General features: G+C 66.5%; 20 protein-coding genes. 8 read left to right on the forward strand and 12 right to left on the reverse strand.

The window, feature by feature from the left end; genetic code table 11:
- Positions 1-17 precede the first annotated feature (17 nt).
- Entirely contained in the window at positions 18-269 is a 252-nt protein-coding gene (locus AC2FAN_RS18910) for a zinc-finger domain-containing protein (RefSeq protein WP_265053899.1), read from the reverse strand.
- A 78-nt stretch (positions 270-347) separates the two neighbouring features.
- On the reverse strand, positions 348-1,328 hold the full coding sequence (locus tag AC2FAN_RS18915; protein WP_485175888.1) for a heparan-alpha-glucosaminide N-acetyltransferase: 981 nt from the start codon (positions 1,326-1,328) through the stop codon (positions 348-350).
- A gap of 102 nt (positions 1,329-1,430) precedes the next feature.
- Here AC2FAN_RS18915 and AC2FAN_RS18920 point away from each other — a divergent pair, with 102 nt between their 5' ends.
- Together AC2FAN_RS18920 and cysE are read left to right on the forward strand one after the other, a co-directional pair.
- Positions 1,431-2,198: an alpha/beta fold hydrolase gene (locus AC2FAN_RS18920; protein WP_485175942.1), complete on the forward strand. Its 768-nt coding sequence runs from the start codon at positions 1,431-1,433 to the stop codon at positions 2,196-2,198.
- A gap of 187 nt (positions 2,199-2,385) precedes the next feature.
- The gene (gene cysE / locus AC2FAN_RS18925; RefSeq protein WP_485175889.1) at positions 2,386-3,234 is read left to right on the forward strand and encodes a serine O-acetyltransferase; all 849 of its coding nucleotides are present in this window, start codon (positions 2,386-2,388) and stop codon (positions 3,232-3,234) included.
- Here the strand turns inward: cysE and AC2FAN_RS18930 are convergent.
- Positions 3,225-4,127 carry a LysR family transcriptional regulator gene (locus AC2FAN_RS18930; protein WP_485175890.1) on the reverse strand — a complete coding sequence of 301 codons (903 nt, stop codon included), beginning with the start codon at positions 4,125-4,127 and terminating at the stop codon, positions 3,225-3,227. The genes cysE and AC2FAN_RS18930 overlap by 10 nt on opposite strands.
- A 121-nt stretch (positions 4,128-4,248) precedes the next feature.
- On the opposite strand from AC2FAN_RS18930, the gene AC2FAN_RS18935 reads away from it, so the two are divergent.
- Positions 4,249-5,571, forward strand: a complete 1,323-nt coding sequence (locus tag AC2FAN_RS18935; RefSeq protein WP_485175891.1) for an aminotransferase class I/II-fold pyridoxal phosphate-dependent enzyme — start codon at positions 4,249-4,251, stop codon at positions 5,569-5,571.
- 28 nt (positions 5,572-5,599) lie between these two features.
- Here the strand turns inward: AC2FAN_RS18935 and AC2FAN_RS18940 are convergent, their stop codons facing one another.
- Positions 5,600-5,941 carry a hypothetical protein gene (locus AC2FAN_RS18940; protein ID WP_265053894.1) on the reverse strand — a complete coding sequence of 114 codons (342 nt, stop codon included), beginning with the start codon at positions 5,939-5,941 and terminating at the stop codon, positions 5,600-5,602.
- An 86-nt stretch (positions 5,942-6,027) separates the two neighbouring features.
- The gene (locus tag AC2FAN_RS18945; protein ID WP_265053893.1) at positions 6,028-7,407 is read right to left on the reverse strand and encodes a serine hydrolase domain-containing protein; all 1,380 of its coding nucleotides are present in this window, start codon (positions 7,405-7,407) and stop codon (positions 6,028-6,030) included.
- Between the two features lie 164 nt (positions 7,408-7,571).
- Here AC2FAN_RS18945 and AC2FAN_RS18950 point away from each other — a divergent pair, with 164 nt between their 5' ends.
- Positions 7,572-7,784, forward strand: a complete 213-nt coding sequence (locus AC2FAN_RS18950; protein ID WP_265053892.1) for a DUF3126 family protein — start codon at positions 7,572-7,574, stop codon at positions 7,782-7,784.
- 162 nt (positions 7,785-7,946) lie between these two features.
- On the opposite strand, the gene AC2FAN_RS18955 is transcribed toward AC2FAN_RS18950, so the two are convergent.
- Positions 7,947-8,666, reverse strand: a complete 720-nt coding sequence (locus AC2FAN_RS18955; protein ID WP_265053891.1) for a hypothetical protein — start codon at positions 8,664-8,666, stop codon at positions 7,947-7,949.
- 163 nt (positions 8,667-8,829) lie between these two features.
- Between AC2FAN_RS18955 and AC2FAN_RS18960 the strand changes: the two genes are divergently transcribed.
- A complete protein-coding gene (locus AC2FAN_RS18960) occupies positions 8,830-9,156 on the forward strand; it encodes a DUF6949 family protein (protein ID WP_476805797.1) in 327 nt (108 codons plus the stop codon).
- Between the two features lie 57 nt (positions 9,157-9,213).
- Complete coding sequence (locus AC2FAN_RS18965) at positions 9,214-9,744, forward strand: gamma carbonic anhydrase family protein (protein ID WP_265053889.1); 531 nt, start codon at positions 9,214-9,216, stop codon at positions 9,742-9,744.
- Positions 9,745-9,886: 142 nt separating this feature from the next.
- Here the strand turns inward: AC2FAN_RS18965 and AC2FAN_RS18970 are convergent, their stop codons facing one another.
- The 3 genes from AC2FAN_RS18970 to AC2FAN_RS18980 all read right to left on the reverse strand — a co-directional run bounded on the left by AC2FAN_RS18970 (position 9,887) and on the right by AC2FAN_RS18980 (position 12,319).
- On the reverse strand, positions 9,887-10,522 hold the full coding sequence (locus AC2FAN_RS18970; protein ID WP_265053888.1) for a transglutaminase-like cysteine peptidase: 636 nt from the start codon (positions 10,520-10,522) through the stop codon (positions 9,887-9,889).
- A gap of 552 nt (positions 10,523-11,074) precedes the next feature.
- Positions 11,075-11,689, reverse strand: a complete 615-nt coding sequence (locus tag AC2FAN_RS18975; protein WP_265053887.1) for a PilZ domain-containing protein — start codon at positions 11,687-11,689, stop codon at positions 11,075-11,077.
- A gap of 60 nt (positions 11,690-11,749) precedes the next feature.
- Positions 11,750-12,319 carry a PAS domain-containing protein gene (locus tag AC2FAN_RS18980; RefSeq protein WP_265053886.1) on the reverse strand — a complete coding sequence of 190 codons (570 nt, stop codon included), beginning with the start codon at positions 12,317-12,319 and terminating at the stop codon, positions 11,750-11,752.
- Positions 12,320-12,723: 404 nt separating this feature from the next.
- Here AC2FAN_RS18980 and AC2FAN_RS18985 point away from each other — a divergent pair, with 404 nt between their 5' ends.
- Positions 12,724-13,536, forward strand: coding sequence for a rhomboid family intramembrane serine protease (locus AC2FAN_RS18985; RefSeq protein WP_265053885.1), 813 nt, complete (start codon positions 12,724-12,726; stop codon positions 13,534-13,536).
- 197 nt (positions 13,537-13,733) lie between these two features.
- The gene (locus tag AC2FAN_RS18990; protein ID WP_265053884.1) at positions 13,734-14,165 is read left to right on the forward strand and encodes a CBS domain-containing protein; all 432 of its coding nucleotides are present in this window, start codon (positions 13,734-13,736) and stop codon (positions 14,163-14,165) included.
- 20 nt (positions 14,166-14,185) lie between these two features.
- Here the strand turns inward: AC2FAN_RS18990 and AC2FAN_RS18995 are convergent, their stop codons facing one another.
- The 3 genes from AC2FAN_RS18995 to folE form a co-directional block, all read right to left on the reverse strand.
- Entirely contained in the window at positions 14,186-15,163 is a 978-nt protein-coding gene (locus AC2FAN_RS18995; protein ID WP_476805792.1) for a patatin-like phospholipase family protein, read from the reverse strand.
- Positions 15,164-15,357: 194 nt separating this feature from the next.
- Positions 15,358-15,765, reverse strand: a complete 408-nt coding sequence (gene hisI, locus AC2FAN_RS19000; RefSeq protein ID WP_265054844.1) for a phosphoribosyl-AMP cyclohydrolase — start codon at positions 15,763-15,765, stop codon at positions 15,358-15,360.
- 76 nt (positions 15,766-15,841) lie between these two features.
- Entirely contained in the window at positions 15,842-16,486 is a 645-nt protein-coding gene (folE, locus tag AC2FAN_RS19005; RefSeq protein WP_485175892.1) for a GTP cyclohydrolase I FolE, read from the reverse strand.
- Between the last annotated feature and the right edge of the window lie 234 nt (positions 16,487-16,720).

Raw genomic sequence — 16,720 nt, forward strand, 5'->3', positions numbered from 1 at the left:
ACGAATTGGGTAAGTTATCAGGCCGCCTTGGCGGCGTCCTGATAGGCGCATTCCGGGGGATTGCACTGAGAGCCCTTGAGCGACGGTTCGTATTTGAACAGCGTCGAGCAATAGGGGCAGATGATCTCGTGGTCCGCGCCCATGTCGAGGAAGACATGCGGATGGTCGAAGGGCGGCTTGGCGCCGATGCACATGAACTCATGCGCGCCGACATGGATGACGGCGACGCCGGGATCGTTGTGGAAATGCGGAATGCCTGTCGCGGCCATGGTCGTCGCTCTTCGAAAGCCTGGAATTCGCGCGCAACCTATCCCGTCAGCCGGCCGGACGCCAGTGCGGGATTCGCATCAGCGCTCGCGCAGGCAGCTCTGGGCGAGTTCGGCCACGCGTGTGCCTTCCTCCGGCGAGAGCAGGTCGTCGAGCGCCTTCTGCCAGAGCTTCTCGCGCTTGAGCCCGTCGATCGTACAAGCGCAAACGGCGCGGCAGAGCTGCTGCGGGACATCGGGACCGCAGCTGCGCTGGCATTCGGCCCGGAAGGCGCGCTCGCCCGGCGAAGGCGGCGGCACGAACTGGACCACAAGCGTCAGGAAACCGATGAAGAGCGGCTGATGCACGAGATAGACGAGCAGGCTGTGGCGCCCGCCCCAGGCGATGATTCGCACCGGTCGCGCGGTCGGTCGCCAGCGGGCGAAAGCCGTAGCGGCAAGGCGCGGCAATAGCAGGCGCGCCAGCACGATACCCGTCAGAACGCAGCCGAACCACGGAAAGACCGGCACGAAATCAGCCGTCTGGAATGGCGCGCGCGAGAAGCCGAGCCAGGACATCCAAGGTGCGTCGAGCAGCGGGTGAGCGATGAAGCGTGGCAGGGCGAAGGCCAGGACTGCCGACAGCGCCACGACGACCACAGGCAGCCGCAGGAATGGCAGGGCGAGCAGGCTCGCCAGCGCGATGTGGTGGAGGATGCCGAAGAAGATGAAGTTGCCCGGCAAGGCGAACCAGGTGCCGAGCGTGACCAGCGCGGCGGCGCCGGCGACCATGGCGAGGCGCTTCAGATAGGCGCGGCGGTTCAGGCCCTTTTGCGTCGCGAGCACGAGGCTGAAACCGACGATCATCAGGAAGGAGCCGGCGATGCAGCGCGCGAACAGCCGCCAGCCGGGCTCGGCGACGATATCGGTCTCGATCAGTCCGAAGAAGGAGAGATCATAGGAGAAGTGGTAGACGAACATCGCCAGCAGCGCGACGCCGCGGGCGATGTCGACGAAGGCGAAGCGCGGCGATCGGGTGTCTGCGGGGGAGACGACTGTTGCGCTTGAGGCGGTCTGGCTCATGGCGACGTTTCATAAGCAAGCTGCGCGTCAGCGGCTACCCAAAGCGGCTTCGCCATGGCAGGGATGAGTGACCCCTTCCAATCGTCCGACCTCGATATCCGCATGCAGAGCTTCTCCTCCGACGGCGTGAAGATCGCCTATATCGACCTCGCGCCCACGGGCGACGTCTCGCAGCATCGGACCGTTGTGCTGGTGCATGGCTTCGCTTCCTCGCACATGACGAATTGGGTGAACACCCAGTGGACGAAGACGCTGACCCATGCCGGCTATCGCGTGGTCGCGCTCGACGATCGCGGCCATGGTCAGAGCGAGAAGCTCTATGATCCCGCGGCTTACTCGTCGGACATCATGGCGGAGGATGTCCGCCGGCTGATGGATCATCTCGACATCCCGCGCGCGGCGGTGATGGGCTATTCGATGGGCGCGCGCATCTCGGCGCATCTGGCATTGGCGCATCCGCGCCGGCTCGACGCGCTGCTGCTCGGCGGGCTCGGCATCCATCTGGTCGAGGGCGTGGGGCTGCCGCTTGGCATCGCCGATGCGATGGAGGCACCGTCGCTCGACGAGCTGACCGACCCGATGCAGCGGATGTTCCGGGCTTTCGCAGAGCAGACGAAGAGCGACCTCAGGGCACTCGCGGCCTGCATTCGCGGCTCGCGCCAGACGCTGACCGCCGCGCAGGTCGGGCAGATCGCCATGCCGACCCTGATCAGCGTCGGCACGAAGGACGATGTTTCCGGTTCCGGTCCGGAGCTGGCAAAGCTCATTCCCGACGCGGAATCCTTTGCGATCGAGGGGCGCGATCACAATCTCGCCGTCGGCGACAAGAGCCACAAGCAGGCCGTTCTCGACTTTCTCGCGCGTTTGTGAGAACGTCCCGGGCGAATAGAGGCGCTCTGGAAAAGCAGGCGACGCCAATGTGTTGTCGACGTTCCCTGAAAAACTGATTCCGCCGCCTCGCTTTTCGATTCAACTTCGTTCGGCTTGACCTTTGGTGCGGGTGCCAGCTTAGGGCTAGGCTGTCCTTCCGCCGAACGACCATCTCCGGAGAATGATCATGCCGTCAGGGCGCTCCGCCGTGGAAGCACGGGATCCTGCAACTGGCCTCGACCGGCTCGACCCCGTCTGGTCGCGCCTGCGGGACGAGGCCGAGGCCGCCGTCGCCACCGAGCCGGCGCTCGGCACGCTGATCGTCGCCTCCGTGCTGAACCAGCCGAGCTTCGAATGCGCAGTCGCCCATCGCATCGCGGCCCGGCTCGGCCATCCGGCCGTGACGGCCGACCTGATCGAGCAGGGCTTCACCGAAGCGATGGCCGATGACGAGACGATCGGGGTCGGCATGCGTGCCGACGTGATGGCCGTGCTCGACCGCGACCCGGCCTGCTACCGCGTGCTCGAGCCGGTGCTGTTCTTCAAGGGTTTCCATGCCCTGCAAGCCCATCGCCTGGCGCATTGGCTCTGGATGCGGGATCGCCGGGATTTCGCGCTTTATCTGCAGGCCCGCTCCTCCGAGGTCTTCCAGACCGACATCAACCCGGCGGCGAAGATCGGCAAGGGTATCTTCCTCGACCATGCGACGGGCCTGGTCGTCGGCGAGACGGCGGTGATCGAGGACGATGTCTCGATGCTGCATGCGGTCACGCTGGGCGGCACGGGCAAGCAGGGCGGCGACCGCCATCCCAAGATCCGCAAGGGCGTGCTGATCGGCGCCGGCGCCAAGATCCTCGGCAATATCGAGGTCGGCCAATGCAGCCGCGTCGCAGCGGGCTCGGTGGTGCTGGCGGCTGTGCCGCGCAACAAGACGGTGGCGGGCGTGCCGGCCAAGGTCGTCGGGGAGGCCGGCTGTGCCGAGCCTTCGCGCTCGATGGACCAGATCCTCGAAGGCGATTGCGGCGCCTATATCTGAACGCCGCCTTCCTCCGAGCGCGCGAGCCATTCCATGATCTCCAGCCGGCGCGCATGCGCGCCGGGGCCCATGGCGGGCGCCAGCGTCAGCCTGTCAGGCGTTGGCATCGCCTGCCGGAACGGGGCGGCAAGCCGGCCCGCCGCAAGATGAGGCGCGACGAGGCTCATCCGGCCCATCAGGATTCCCGAGCCCGACAAGGCGGCATCCAGCGCCAGGCTGTAGAGCGAGAAGGCCGGGCCGCGCCCGGCATCGATCTTCGCGTCCGGCGCCGCGAAGGCGAGCCAGCGGGCCCAATCGCCGCGCCAGACGGCATCGTGCAGCAGCGTCTCTCCCGCGAGATCGGCCGGTGAGGCCAGCCTGCCGGCGATGGCGGGTGCGCAGACCGGCAGGATGGCGTCGATGCCTGACTGCACGGCGCCGGCTTCGGCGGCTTCCCTGTAGAACAGCGAGAGGTCGTAGGGCTCCCGGCGCGGATCGGGCGGCTCTTCCATCGCGGCAACCGAAATCTGCAGATCCGGAAAAGCGCGATGGAGCGCCGGGAGGCGTGGCGAAAGCCAGAGCTGGGCGATGCAGGGCAGGGCCGCGATGGCGAGCGGCCGGTTCGGCTCGGCCTCGCGCAGGGCCTGGACGGCCTGGCCCAGCATGTCGAAGCCGCGCGTCAGCCGCGGCAAGGCTTCTCGCGCGGCTTCGGTGAGCGCGACGCCCTGAGCCAGCCGGCGGAAGACCGGGAAACCAAGAGCGGCTTCGAGCTGCCTGATTTGCTGGGTGATAGCCCCGGCTGTGACGCTGAGTTCATCCGCCGCCTTGGTGAAGCTCTCCAGCCGTGCGGCTGCCTCGAAGGCGCGCAAGGCGTTGAGCGAGGGCAGCCGAGGGCGGGGCGGCTTGACGGGCATGACGGATTTCCGGGCCGAGGTTGAGGTTTTCTCAGCCTGCGAGCGAGCAATACTCGTTTGCGCAAGCGTCTGCAAACCGCTGTTATGCCGGCACGCAACAGCAGATGTTCGGGAGACGGGGATGACGGCACTGGGCAGGCGCGAATGGGTTCCGCAGGCGAGCGAGGACTATGTGCTGAAGATCGCGGGCGAGACGGCGAGCCAGCCGCTCGATGCGATCGCCGCGCGGATCGAGGCGCTGGCGACCGAGAATCGCATCATCCATGAGCGTGACTGCATCAACCTCAACCCCGCCACCAATGTGATGAACCCAAAGGCCGAGGCGCTGCTCTCTGCCGGGATCGGCGCGCGGCCCTCGCTCGGCTATCCCGGCGACAAATACGAGATGGGGCTGGAGGCCATCGAGCAGATCGAGATCATCGCCGCCGAGCTTGCGGCCGAGGTCTTTGGTGCGAAATATGCCGAGATCCGCGTGCCTTCGGGCGCGATCGCCAATCTCTATGCATTCATGGTCGCAGCGAAGGCCGGCGATTGCATCATCGCGCCGCCGGGCGAGATCGGCGGACACGTCACCCATCACCGCGCGGGGGCGGCCGGGCTCTACGGCATCGTCACTCATCCGGCACCGGTCGATCCGGTGAACTATACGGTCGATATCGAGCGGCTGCGGGCCGATGCGCTGCGGCTCCGGCCGAAGCTGATCTCGATCGGCGGCAGCCTCAACCTGTTCCCGCATCCAATCCGCGAGATTCGGGCGATCGCCGACGAGGTCGGCGCGCTCGTGCTGTTCGATGCCGCGCATATGTCGGGCATGATCGCCGGCCATGGCTGGCAGCAGCCGCTGGAGGAGGGCGCCCATCTGATGACGATGAGCACCTATAAGAGCCTCGGCGGGCCACCTTCGGGCCTGATCGTGACCAATGATGCCGACGTCGCGAAGCGGCTCGACGCCATCGCCTATCCCGGTCTCACCGCCAATTTCGACGCGGCAAAATCGGCCTCGCTCGCGGTCTCGCTGCTCGACTGGAAGGCGCATGGCCGGGCCTATGCGCAGGAGATGGCGAAGACGGCGAAGGCGCTGGCCGAGGCGCTGTCCGAGCGGCAGGTGCCGGTCTTCGCGCGCGACCGCGGCATGACGACCTCTCACCAGTTCGCGATCGAGGCGGCCGCCTATGGCGGCGGGCAGGCGGCGGCGAAGCGGCTGCGCGCCGCCAACATCCTCTCCTGCGGTATCGGCCTGCCGCTGCCGGCGGTCGAGGGCGACGTGAACGGGCTCAGGCTCGGCACGCCGGAGATCGTCCGCTTCGGCATGACGGCGGCCGACATGCCGGAACTGGCCGGGTACATCGCCGAAGGACTCAACGGCTCGCGCCCGGCTGAAGCGGTGGCGAAGGATGTGACTGCATTCCGCGCCCGGTTCCGCGAGCTGCATTTCATGCGTTAGGCAAAGACTCCTGGCGGCTCGGTGACGATCACGAACCTCCGGCCGGTGCGAAGAAGCACAGCAGCTCGCCGGCATCGTTGATGCAGAGATGCCAGTGGCCGTCCGGGGCTGGCGTAGCCTTGTCGTAGGGAATCTCGAGCTTCAAGGAAGCGCGCCGCTCCTTCGGCCACATCGGATGCTCTCCGGGGGCGATAGTCACGATGAAACCCGTTCGACTTTCTCGCACGGATTCCGCCTCGATCGGCGCGCAATCCGCGCCGGAGCAGCAGTAGAATGGGTATTCCCAGCCGCTTGGAGACTGATGGGAGAGTGCGCGTGTCGCCCCCACAGACAGCAAAGCCGCCAGGGCGAGTGGAGCGATCATGCGCATCAGCCAGCCCTCGCGCCTGAAGGTGCGGTGCGAAGGCGGCGAATGCGTGGCGCGTTGGTCTCGGCTCCAATCGCCGGCGAGTGCGGCTAGGCCGTTGCCTTCCCGACGTAGCGCGCCAGCATCTCGGCGCGCATCGCCTGCTCGTCGACGAAATGTGCTCCGCCGAGCTGGACCGAGCGCACGGCGCCAGCGCCATCGCGTTGCAGCTCCGCCGGCTCGCCGGGGCTGTTGAAGCCGGAGGCGCGGGTGATGCGGCCGCGATCCGGGGCTTCGAGCATGATCTCGGCCGCATCGAGGAAGGGTGTGAACAGGGCCGGGTTGGCGACCAGCACATGTTTGGCGACCGGAACGAGATCGCCGGCACCCCAGATGCTCCACCAGCGCCCGGACCAGTCCTGCGCCTCCGCCGGCGGGGCGCCACGTTCGGCGAAGGTCTTCAGGATATGGGCGACGCCGTCGAGCCAGGGATGGGCGAGGCCGTCGATGGCGTTGGTCAGGACCGAGATGGTGAGATCCTGCTCCGGGAAGACGCCGGTGCGGGTGATGAAACCCTGGAAGCCGCCGGAATGGCCGAACCAGCGCCAATCGCCCTCGCCGCCGGAGATCGTGCCGAGCCCGTAATGCCGGCCGAGGCTGGCTTCGTCGTCTGGCCAGAGGCGGCGCGTCATCTCGCGGCGGCTCAGGGGCGACAGGATGCTGGTTTCGGCCTTCGGCGAGAGCTGCGCGAAATAGCGCGCGACATCCGCCACTGTGGCAACGAAGCCGGCGGCCGAGGTCATGGCGTGGCCGGGATTATCGGCGGGGATGACGACGCGCCGGCCGAGAGGCTGCGTGCCGCTATGGCCCTTCGCCATCGGCCTGTGGCCCCAGAGCTCGATATCGGCCTTGGTTTCGAGCAGTCCGACCTTCGTGACGACCTCGTCCGTGATCCATTCGCTGTAGCTCAGCCCCGTCACCGCCTCGATGACGAGGCCGAGCAGGGCGAAACCGTGATTGGAGTATTTGAAACGCTGCGAAGCCGGATAAGCCGGGGCAACCGAGAGGTCGGCCAGCAGTTCCGCCTTGCTGCAATAGGGCTTGCGGTCGAAGAACTGGCCGCTATCGCGCCCGTCGCGTGTCAGGCCGGCGCTGTTGGAAAGAACCTGGCCGACGGTCGCGGCGGTAATCTCGGGGTGCAGCCCGTCGATGAAGCGGCCGACCTTGTCGTCGAGCCGCAGCCGTCCGTCCTCGACCAGTCGCAGGATGCCGGCCGAGGTGAAGCTCTTGGAATGAGACGCGATGCGGAAGCCATGGCGCGGGGTCAGCGCCTCGCCGGTTTCGATATTTGCACTGCCGAAGGCGGCTTCGAGCACGATTTCGCTGCCGCTCGCGATCGCGACGGCGCAGCCGGGCTGATCGTGGTGGCGACGCTGGAATTCGAGCCAGCTCGCGACATAGGCGAGGGCGGGGGCTAGCCACGGCTTCATCGTCGGGGTCCGTCAGGGTTGCGGCAGGGCGAGAACATGGCACGATTCCGCAGGCGTCCGGCAAGCGGCGCGGGCGGTGGGCCGTCATGCCCGTAGCGGCTGCTTTCGCTTGCCCTTCACGGCCCGCCGTGGCATCGCTCCCGGCCAATCGAAAGGACCTTACCGTGGACAAGACAGAACTCGCCAAACTCGAGGCTTATCTGCGCCGCACCTTCAACAACCACGCGATCAGCGTGCGCGCCCGCATGAAGAAGACCGACTCGGCAGAGGTCTATCTGGGCGAAGAGTTCATCGGCATCATCCATGTCGACGACGAGGACGGCGACCGCTCCTTCAACTTCACCATGGCGATCCTCGACGTCGATCTCGAAGGCTGACGTTCCCTGTCAGCCCTCATCCTGAGGAGCGCTCGGCGAGCGCGTCTCGAAGGATGCTCCAGGAGGCTCCGGAACCGTCTGGAGCATCCTTCGAGACGCCGCTGCGCGGCTCCTCAGGATGAGGGCTGCGCAGGATGCCAGGAAGTCCCGTACCTGTTGAATTCAGCGGATCAGCCCGTCGAGCGTCCGGCGTACGCCGCCGAGCATCAGCGCCCAGTCTGCGATGATGCTGCGCGGGAAGCGGATATTCACGTCCATGCCGCGGTGCTGGAAGGTGATGCGGCAGGGCTCGTCGAGATTGGCGGCCGTCTCTGTGGGGCAGCGGGCAGCGAAGCCCTTGCCGTCCGGCACCGAGACATAGAATTCGTCGCCTTCATAGGGCGAGCCCTTGCGGAAGCTGCGCACGACGAGGCCACCGGGGTTCGACCAGACGGTGGGCGTGAGGAAGCGGGCATAGGTCGCGAGCTGGCGGGCCGGCTCGTTGACCTTGTCGGGCGGGCTCAGTGTGATCAGCAGGCGCTTCCGATGCTGCGGCTGGGCCGGGCCGAGGCTCGGCCAATCTAGCCGCAGTCGCGCCATGCCGACGAGCCGGCTGGTGTCGTCGTCCTCATCAACCCCGGTCAAATCCTTCGGGATCATCAGCGCGACATTGCCGATGCGGGCCGGCTGCAACGTTGCGGGTTCCTCGACGCGGCGATGGGTGAGGTAAATCGCCAGCGCCGTCCCCAACGCGCCGGCCACCAGGATCGTCAGCGCGGCCTTCAGCAGGGCCCCGTCGGCCCGCGGCAGCGGCGCGGGCGGTCGCTGCAGGCGCATGCGGACCATCGACGTTAGATGGGCGGCCTGCTGGGCAGGCCGGTGATGGGACAGGGACGCGGTCATTCCGGGTACTCTCGGATCGGCTTTGCACCACTGAATCACCGCCCGCTTAACACCGCGTAAACCATAACCGGGCCGGTAGCGTTAACCATTGGTGAAGACTTGTCTTCACTCTTCGTAAACCATGCGGCAGGTTCCGCGCGTCGTTCCGGGGAGGGACCGCGCCTTGACCATTCAGCCCGCCGCGCTCGAGGCGCTCCAGTCGCTCTTCATCGGCTTCGCCTTCGCGGGTCTGCTGGCGAGCGCATTCGAGCTGTTCACTGCGCATCGGGCGGATTTCAAGCTGCTGGAGATGGGCGGGTTCGCGGCCGTGGCCAGCGTGCCGGTCGTCGTCTTCAGCGCGCCCTTCCTGATCTTGCGCAACACGGTGCAGGGCCGGCAGGTCGGAGGGCGCCCCTTCATGTTCGTGATGCTCGCCAGCATGACGGCGTCGGTCTGGAGCATGGCGTCCGGCCGGGTGGTGCTAGACCTGCTGCATATGGCCGGCGCTTGACGGCGGGGGCCGATCCTCTGCAATCCTCGGGCAGCTGACGCATCAAGGTTTACTGCCATGCCGCTCTATTCGCTCGATGGAACAAGGCCGGAGGTGCCCGGCGACGGCGCCTGGTGGCTGGCGCCCGACGCGCATCTGATCGGACGTGTGCGCCTCGCCGCGGATGTCGGGATCTGGTTCGGAGCCGTGCTGCGCGGCGACAATGAGTGGATCAGCATCGGCGAGGGCAGCAACATCCAGGAAGGCTGCGTGCTGCACACCGATATGGGCTTCCCGCTCACGGTCGGCGCCCGCTGCACGATCGGCCATCGCGCCATCCTGCATGGCTGCACCATCGGTGAGAACAGCCTGGTCGGCATGGGCGCGACCGTGCTGAACGGTGCGAAGATCGGCCGCAACAGCCTCGTCGGCGCGAATGCGCTGGTGACCGAGGGCAAGGAGTTTCCGGATAATTCGCTGATCGTCGGCTCGCCGGCGCGGGCCGTGCGGACGCTGGACGACAAGGCTGCGGCCGGCATCACCGCTTCGGCAAACGCCTATGTCCAGCGCTGGCGGCAATTCGCAGCCGGGCTCGAACGGCTGGACTGACGGTTAAAAAAGAAGCGGGCCGGCCTTCCGGGGAGGAAAGCCGGCCCTGGCGAAACCCGATCCTTGGGGACGGGTGGGTGGGGACGTGACCGAGCCTCGCCGTCCTATCGCCGCAGCCGATCCGTGGCCGCGGAAACCTTCATCAACGCTGCACCGAGGCGACCGTCGGGGTCTGCGCGCCGCCGAGCGAGGTCCAGCCCGTGCGGTATTGCGACTCGCGCTTGACGTAGACGTAGCCGGTCTGGCTCCACGGCAGGATCGCGTTGCGCTTGTTGTCGAGGACGAAGTCGCCGCGATCGGTGCGGATCATCAGCACGGCATGGCCGGCATTCTCCTCGTCGATGACCACCGTCATCAGCATGGCGCGCCGCGGCAGCCCGGCTTCGGCAAGGCGCTTGCGCTTCAGCAGCGCATAGTCCTCGCAGTCGCCCTTGCCGTCCGTCGGGATGTCCCAGCGATCGACGACACCCCAATGCTCGTCGTCGGTGACGGCCTCGATCTCGCGATTGACGCTGTTGTTGGTGGCAACGATCGTCTTCCAGAGCTTTGCGGTCATTTCGATCCGCTCGGGCTCCCGGGTATCGGTGCGGCACTCCATCGGGGAGCGCTTGCAGAAATCCGTCCAGGCGTAGGGCGCACGGGCGTCGCCGGAAGCATCGGCCGGCGCGCTTGCGACCGGGATGCCGGCGGAGCCTTGAGCGCTGGCGGAAGCTGCTCCGCCAAGGATGACCAGAGCAGTCAGCGCGGTACCAATCAGATTGCGATGTCGAGAGAGCATGTCGTCCCCTTTCTGTCCCGGGGCTGACGATGCGTGCTGGCAAATGGATTCCGGTTGAAATGGAAACGTACAAATTTATGTATTCGGCCCCGCACTCGGCGAAGAATAGATCAGCATCAATCTTGCCAAAACGAGGAAGTAACGATTCGTATCGATCGTGGAACGATATGTTAACCGTTAATTCTTTCTTGGTCTGTAGGGGATGATTAACCTACGCATCGGTTAAGGGGGGCGATGCTCGCCGGAAAGCGCTGCGCGCTCCCGTTTGCAGCGCTCAGGCAGCGATTGCGCGCCAAGGGGGCCGACTTGCCGGCAACCGTCAGGCTTTAGAAGGCTGGTCATCCCGGACGGAGCGAAGCGGAGATCCGGGATCCATGCCTGAACCTTGTGCGGGCGCGCTCCGGCATGGATCCCGGGCCAAGCCCGGGATGACGGCATGATTCCGCGCATAATCGGCACGCTTCAGCGATCACGGCACGCCGCGAGCTAGGGCAACTGAGTTTTGGAAGCTGTCGGGGATTCGCTGGGGAAGAGTCGGGCCGGGGCCGACCCTCAGAGCTCGAGGTTCTCGTCGAGCAGATCGGCGGAGAGCGGGAAGCGGAACTCCGCCGCGTAGCCGCCATCGAACCGGCGGACGATGCGCGCCGGCGTCGAGCCGATCCGCACAGGCGTATTGGTCGGCAGGTCGAGATCGCTCGAAAAGGCAGTGCCGGACAGCGAGATGTCGACGATGCGGACGACATGCTCCGAGCCGTCGTCCATGGTCAGCACCGAGCGCGGGTTGCGCGGCACGACGCGCTCGTGACGGCGGTCTTCGGGAAGGCCGAGCTCTTCGCGATTGGCGAGCCAGGTGAGCTGGGCCGTGAACTTCTCGCGCTTGCGGCTGGTCGCGGTGATGGTCATCGCGAAGCCTTCCATCGTCGTACGGACGCAGGTGCCTTCGATCCGACCGAGATGTTCGAGGTAGGCGATAACGCGATCGCCGGGTTTCGCCTTGGCAGGGGCGGCGAGATGCACGCCACCCGGCGAGATGTCGAGTGTCTGGCAGGGATATTCCATGCGGTTGGGCAGCATATAGCGACCCAGCAGCACCACCTTCATACGGTGATGCCGCCTGCGTTCGGCAGGAAAGGCAGCCGTTCGGGGCGTTTGGAGCGCGCTCAACATCAAGAACCGACCTGGATTTCGGCCGATCCTAGGTGCGTTCTGGTTAACGGATCGTTCCGGTCAGGCGCGGCCGCCCGGGAGAACGACGAGGCGGGGCGGCTCCGCCCGCCGCGGTGTCGGCGGCGGACGCGAGGCCGCGGCAGGCCAGAGCATCCGCAAGGAGATCATCCGCATCGATTCGACGGTGTCGAGGCCGAGCCAATCCGGCGAGACCGCTGGCGACAGAGCGCCGAGAACGCGCGCATGGGTCCGGCCGCGGTAGCGCAGCGGCAGCAGCAGCAGCTCGAGATAGATCGGCGCGCCGTTTCTGGATTCGCCGGAGAGACCGGCGACGGCGCCGGCGCTCTCGTCCATCACGGTCTGGACGAGGCGGCGCATGTCGCCCTGCGATTCGACGTCCGGCCAGAGCGCAGTGAAGGCGCGCCCGCGCAGTTCGTGCCCGACCAGCGCACAGAGGCGGGTACCCGCCAGCCGAAAGACCGGGCCGATCGGCTCGTTCTCCAGCACGAAGGTATCGGCCAGGGCATGACGCAACGCTCCGGGCTCGATCTCGCCGCGCTCCGGCGCGGCCCGTTCGCCGCGCAGCGCGTCCCAATACTCGAAAACCAGACGTGTGCTCGTGTTTTTCATCCCGCGCCCATTTGCCGGTTGTCCCCGATAACGGTGCAGCGACCGAGAATGGCGCAGAACCGTTCGAAAGAGGGACGAATCGTTCTCTCGGAAGATCGAGGACGCATTCGCCATGCCGTCTTGCCACCGCCATCTGAGTCGGGCGAGGCAACGGGGATTGTTAGGGTTAATCAAACCTTGCCTTTGTGGAAGATCGCTAGAATGCGTATCAAATGCCTCGGAATTCGCGGGCATCGAGTCATGTGCGCAAGCGAGGTGGAGGGGGCGTGACCATGCCGGCCGGCATAACCGGGCGGCGTCACAGCCGGCGGAAAAGGGGAGGGCGCGAGCCTCTCCCCTTTTTCGTTGCACGGCGCTCAGCCTTTGCTTGCGCCGCATGGGCGCTTCGGCAAGTGTGACGCGCCATGGCGTTCCAAGATCCCCCTCGGCCGGCGCGCGAGCCCGCCCTCAACCTGCCTCCCGTCGTTGTCTGGCTGCTCGCCGCCCTGGCGCTGGTCCAGGCCGGCAGGTCGCTGCTCTCCGACTATGACGACTACGTGCTGATGTCGTGGCTGGCCTTCGTGCCGGCGCGGCTGACGCTGTGGCTCTCGCCCGGACGGCTCGAGGACGTCGTCGGAGCGATGGCTCAATCGACGGCGGGGCAGGACGTGGTCGAGCGGCTGCAGCTCGTGCGGCTGCTGCTGGCCGATGGCGGCGTCCGGCTGTGGACCTTGCTCACCTATGGCTTCCTGCATGGCTCCTGGCTGCATCTGGTCTCGAACGCGGTCTGGCTCGCCGCCTTCGGCAGCCCGGTCGCAAGACGGCTCGGACCGAATCGGTTCCTCAACCTGATGGCGCTCTCGACGATCGGCGGCGCGCTGCTGCACTGGTTCTCGCGCGATCTCGACGTGCTGCCGCTGGTCGGGGCTTCCGCCGGCGTTTCCGGTGCGACGGCGGCGGCGATCCGCTTCGTCTTCGCGCCGGGGCTGCGTTTTGGCGAACTCGGGAACGACGAGGTCGTCCGTGCGATCCCGGCAGAGCCGCTGGGCCAGCTCTGGCGCAATTCCCGGGCGCTGCTGTTCATCGGCATCTGGTTCGCGACGAACATCCTGTTCGGGGCCGGTCTCGTGCCGATCTTCGGCGAGGAGACGAGCATCGCCTGGGAAGCCCATATCGGGGGATTCGTGGTCGGGCTTCTGCTTTTTCCGATGTTCGACCGGGGTGCCTTGCGCCGCTGAGCGCCGCTGCCGAAAACCGGGCGGGATAGTTGTGGCGGATCGCCGGCAAGCCTTGCCTGCACCGGTCTCTTCCCCCACACTCGCAGCATTGCGAAGCACTCTTCGAGCCGATCCGGCGTCGTGAGTCCGCCGGTAAGCTCGCAGGGTTCCAGCGGAACCGCGCGTCGGCAACGGCGCGCCTGCGAGGAGGACCTTCCATGAATGTCGAGCAGCTGCTGAGCGGCAAGGGGCGCGAGGTCATCTCGGTGCAGCCGCACCGGACGCTGGCAGAAGCGATCCGTACGCTCAGCGAGAAGCGCATCGGCGCCGTCGTCGTCATGGGGAGCGACGGTGCGCTCGTCGGTATCCTGTCCGAGCGCGACATCATCCGCGCTCTCGGCGAGCAGGGTGGCGAGGCTTTGGAGAGCGCCGTCTCGCGCTCGATGACCTCCAAGGTCGTGACTTGCCGGCCCCAAACCAGCGTCGATGAGCTGATGGAGATCATGACGACGGGGCGCTTCCGCCATGTCCCTGTCGTCGAAAACGGACGCGTCACCGGCATCGTCTCGATCGGCGACGTGGTGAAGTATCGCGTCGCGGCGATCGAGGCCGAAAGCCAGGCGATGCGCGACTACATCGCGATGGCCTGACGTGCCTTAACGCCCCCGGCTCAGCCCTGGGGCACGATATGGCTGGCGGCGACGAGGGCGGCGATATCGTCGAGCGCACGCTGCGCCGCCTGCCGCCCCAGCTCGATGGTCTCGTCGGCGCGATGGAAGTCGAACAGGCCGATGCGGCCGAGCTTAGGGCCGATCATCACGTCCGGCGGATCGCCGGCCAGGCGCGAGCGCGAGATCCGGTCCTGCGTGATGTTGAACGCCTCGATCATCACACCGGCGAGGCCGGGGCGATTCTCGGCCGGCCGCCCGACGATGTTGCGCACGCGTTTGGCCGCCCCGCTGATGCCGTCATACCAGCGCGGCTCGGGCCGCACCTCCAGCTCGGGCACGAGCTCGTCGGGATCGGAGCCATGGTTCTGGATGATCGTGCCGCGGCCGGACAGATCGTTGTTGAGGTTGACGCAGATCACGATGTCGGCGCCCAGCGCCCGCGCGGCCGTGACCGGCACCGGGTTGACCAGCGCGCCGTCCATCAGCCAGCGGCCGCCGAGCTTCACCGGGTCGAAGACGCCGGGCAGGGCATAGGAGGCGCCGAGCGCCTCGACCAGCGGGCCATGCGTCAGCCAGATCTCGTGGCCGGAGCCGAGCTCGGTCGCGATCGCGACGAAGCGATGCGATAGGTCCTCGATGCGGACGCCGTCGAGATGCTGGTCGAGCAGGCGCTTCAGCCGCCCGCCCGCGATCAGCCCGGCGCCGCCGATATGGAAATCCATCAGGCCGACGATGCGGCGCTTGGTCAGGCTGGTGGCGAATTCTGTCAGCGCGGGCAGCTTACCCGCAGCGAAGCAGCCGCCGACGACGGCGCCGATCGAGGTACCCGCGATGACATCGGGCGCGAAACCGGCTTCGACCAGTACCTCAATGGCACCGACATGAGCCCAGCCGCGCGCCGCGCCGCCGCCGAGCGCCAGGCCGATCTTCGGTCTGACGGCTGCCGGTTGCCCGTTGATCGAGCGCATGTCGTTCATTACGGCACCACCCCCGCCAAGGCCAAAGGCTCGCCGTGCAACGCCATTCCACAGCATGGACCGTTCTCTCCACAGGGACAGAGAATCTCAGAAGCTGATGAGCGAAAGGTGAACGGCATAATCGGCGGTCATTATCGCCTGGATTTGACGGGACCGTGAAGGCGCAGCAGCAGCATTGCCGATGCGCACAAGTATCAGGTGCAAATGAGGAGCGGCCTCTCCGCGTCTTCCCGCAGCGGCTTAACCCGATAGAAGCAGGAGCAGCGGCCGGTATGGCAGCAACCGCCGTCGCCGCCGACCTTCACCTTGAGCCATAGCGCGTCCTGGTCGCAGTCGATCCGCATCTCGACGATGGTCTGGATCTGGCCGGAGGTCGCACCCTTGTGCCAGAGTTCTTGGCGCGAGCGCGACCAGTACCAGGCTTCGCCGGTCTCGATCGAGCGCTTCAGCGCCTCGGCATTCATATGGGCGACCATCAGCACCGCGCCGCTGTCCGCTTCGGTAGCGACGACCGTCACCAGGCCGTTCGCGTCGAAGCGGGGGCTGAGCACCGTGCCCTCCTCGAGGGCATGCTTGTCGGCTGCGGAGGGAAACAGGCTCATCTCGGTTCCATCACGAAAAAGGCGCGTCATGCGACGCGCCTTGTAGAGCAAGGGTGGTGCCCGGCCAAACCTGGGGTCACAGCCCCGGCGACTTCACCATGGTGAAGAAGCGGACCTGCTCGGCCGGATCGTTGCGGAAGAGGCCGCGATATTGCGAGGTCATGGTCGAGGAGCCCTGCTTCTGCACCCCGCGCATCGACATGCACATATGCTCGGCCTCGACGAGGATGGCGATGCCACGCGGCTCCAGCGCCTCCTCGATCACGTCGGCGATCTGGGCGGTCATCGTCTCCTGCGTCTGCAGGCGGCGGGCATAGACGTCGACGATGCGGGCGAGCTTGGACAGGCCGACTACCCCCTTCGAGGGGTAGTAGCCGATATGCGCCTTGCCGACGAAGGGCACCATGTGGTGCTCGCAATGCGAATAGAACGGAATGTCGCGGACCAGGACCATGTCCTGATAGCCCTCGACCTCCTCGAAGACGCGGTCGAGGATGTCATGCGGATCCTCGCCATAGCCCTTGTAGAATTCCTTGTAGGCCTTGGCGACGCGGCGGGGCGTATCGGACAGGCCTTCGCGCGACGGATCGTCACCCGCCCAGCGCATGAGCGTGCGGACGGCGGCCTCTGCTTCTTCCTGCGTGGGCTTGCGGACCAGAAACTTGTCGGCGGAGGGGCTGACGGCCCCCTCGACGGACAAGGACTTAACCACAGGGATCATGTGGTGCCTCCCGTTGGGACGATAGGAGCCCCGCGCTGCGACCGGGCGGCCGCGGCCACGAGGCCGTTGCGACAAGTTTCACGCCTTGCGGCGGGAGGGATGTCCATGCCCTCCCGTTCTACGGCGATCAACCCTATATTGGATCTCCGAGCCGGTCATTCCAGAGCCGCCAGAGCCGGATCCGATCAGGTTGTTCAACCTGATCGGTGAATCCGTCTCTGAACCATAATAGAG

The sequence above is a fragment of the Allobosea sp. RIT-PG3_2 genome, assembly GCF_057321085.1.